General features: G+C 67.3%; 1 protein-coding gene. It reads right to left on the reverse strand.

Annotated features, from left to right (window positions below):
* The coding region (locus AC1D15_RS26015) for a VCBS domain-containing protein (RefSeq protein ID WP_477828261.1) at positions 1 to 2618 on the reverse strand (2618 nt) is incomplete at its 3' end.
* Positions 2619 to 2654: the final 36 nt, after the last annotated feature.

Genomic DNA, 2654 nt, shown 5'->3' on the forward strand with positions numbered 1-2654 from the left:
GTATTGGCACCAGAGATCACCGCGACGTCGTTGGTGCCCTGGATGGTGACTGTGACGCTCGATGAGGTTCCGTCGGCGCTCTTGACGGTGAACGTCTCGGTCAGCGACTGATCGGCACGCAGAGCCTGGATCGTGGCGTTGCTGTTCGCCGCTGCGTARGTCCACGTGCCRTCGGYGGCAAGCGTGAAGGTGCCGTAGGYGCCAGCAGTGGCWGKCTGRGCCTGGAACACGGCCTGGCCGTTGTCGAYGTCGGCGACGGACAGGGTGCCACCGGTGGTCAGATTGCCGGMGCCGTTGACCGCGGTGTCTTCGGTGACGGARCCCGAGGTGGCGCCGGAGATGACAGCGGCGTCGTTCGTGCCCTGGATGGTGACCGTGACACTCGACSAAGTGCCGTCGGCGCTCTTGACGGAGAAGGTCTCCGTTAGCGACTGATCGGCGCGCAGAGCCTGGATCGTGGTGTTGCTGTTCGCCGCTGCGTAGGTCCACGTGCCATCGGTGGCAAGCGTGAAGGTGCCGTAGGTGCCGGCAGTGGCAGGCTGGGCCTGGAACACGGCCTGGCCGTTGTCGACGTCGGCGACGGACAGCGTGCCRCCGGTGGTCARGTTGCCGGAGSCGTTGACGGCGGTGTCTTCGGTGACGGAGCCGGAGGTGGCGCCGCTGATCACGGCCACATCGTTCGTGCCTTGGATGGTGACGGTGACAGAGGAGCTGGTGCCATCGGCGCTCTTGACCGAGAACGTCTCGGTCAGCGACTGGTCGGCGCGCAGCGCCTGAACCACGGCGTTACTGTTCGCCGCTGCGTAGGTCCACGTGCCATCGGCAGCGAGAGCGAAGGTGCCGTAGGTGCCGGCAGTGGCGGTCTGAGCCTGGAACACGGCCTGGCCGTTGTCGACGTCGGCGACCGACAGGGTGCCGCCGGTGGTCAGGTTGCCGGCGCCGTTGACGGCGGTGTCTTCGGTGACGGAACCCGAGGTCGCGCCGGAGATGACAGCGGCGTCGTTCGTGCCCTGGATGGTGACCGTGACACTCGACGAAGTGCCGTCGGCGCTCTTGACGGAGAAGGTCTCCGTCAGCGACTGATCGGCGCGCAGAGCCTGGATCGTGGCGTTGCTGTTCGCAGCTGCGTAGGTCCACGTGCCATCGGCAGCGAGAGCGAAGGTGCCGTAGGTGCCGGCAGTGGCGGTCTGAGCCTGGAACACGGCCTGGCCGTTGTCGACGTCTGCGACGAACAGGGTGCCACCGGTGGTCAGGTTACCGGAGCCGTTCACGGCCGTGTCTTCGGTGACGGTCCCCGAGGTGGCGCCGCTGATCACSGCCACATCGTTCGTGCCCTGGATGGTGACCGTGACACTCGACGAGGTCCCGTCGGCGCTCTTGACCGAGAAGGTCTCGGTCAGCGACTGRTCGGCGCGCAGCGCCTGAACCGCGGCGTTGCTGTTGGCCGCGGTATAGGTCCAGGTGCCGTCGGTGGCGAGTGCGAAGGTGCCGTAGGTGCCGGCAGTGGCGGGCTGAGCCTGGAACACCGCCTGGCCGTTGTCGACGTCKRCGACGRACAGGGTGCCACCGGTGGTCARGTTGCCGGAGCCGTTGACSGCRGTGTCTTCGGTGACGGAGCCGGARGTGGCGCCGCTGATCACGGCCACATCGTTCGTGCCKTGGATGGTGACGGTGACGCTCGAMGARGTCCCRTCRGCGCTCTTGACGCTGAAGGTCTCGGTGAGCGACTGGTCGGCGCGCAGCGCCTGAACCGCGGCGTTGCYGTTGGCYGCGGTGTAGGTCCAGGTGCCRTCGGTGGCGAGTGCGAAGGTRCCGTAGGTGCCAGGGGTGGCTGTCTGRGCCTGGAACACGGCCTGGCCGTTGTCGATGTCGGCGACGGACAGGGTGCCGCCGGTSGTCAGATTGCCGGCGCCGTTGACCGCGGTGTCTTCCGTGACGGAGCCGGTATTGGCACCAGAGATCACCGCGACGTCGTTGGTGCCCTGGATGGTGACKGTGACGCTCGACGAGGTCCCGTCGGCGCTCTTGACGGAGAAGGTCTCGGTCAGAGATTGATCAGCGCGCAGCGCCTGAACCGTGGCGTTGTTGTTGGCGGCGGCGTAGGTCCAGGTGCCATCAGCGGCGAGCGTGAAGGTGCCGTAGGTGCCCGCGGTGGCAGGCTGAGCCTGGAACACGGCCTGGCCGTTGTCGACGTCGGYGACAGACARSGTGCCRCCGGTSGTCAGRTTGCCGGARGCGTTGACSGCGGTGTCTTCMGTGAYGGMGCCSGASGTGGCACCRCTGATCACGGCCACATCRTTCGTGCCGTGGATGGTGACGGTGACGCTCGACGAGGTCCCGTCGGCGCTCTTGACGCTGAAGGTCTCGGTGAGCGACTGGTCGGCACGCAGAGCCTGGATCGTGGCGTTGCTGTTGGCGGCTGCGTAGGTCCAGGTGCCGTCGGCGGCGAGCGCGAAGGTGCCGTAGGTGCCGGCAGTGGCCGGTTGAGCCTGGAACACCGCCTGGCCGCTGTCGACGTCCGCGACGAACAGGGTGCCACCGGTGGTCAGGTTACCGGAGCCGTTCACGGCCGTGTCTTCGGTGACGGTCCCCGAGGTGGCGCCGCTGATCACGGCCACATCGTTCGTGCCCTGGATGGTGACCGTGACACTCGA

This window comes from Rhizobacter sp. P2_H2 (assembly GCF_056403375.1).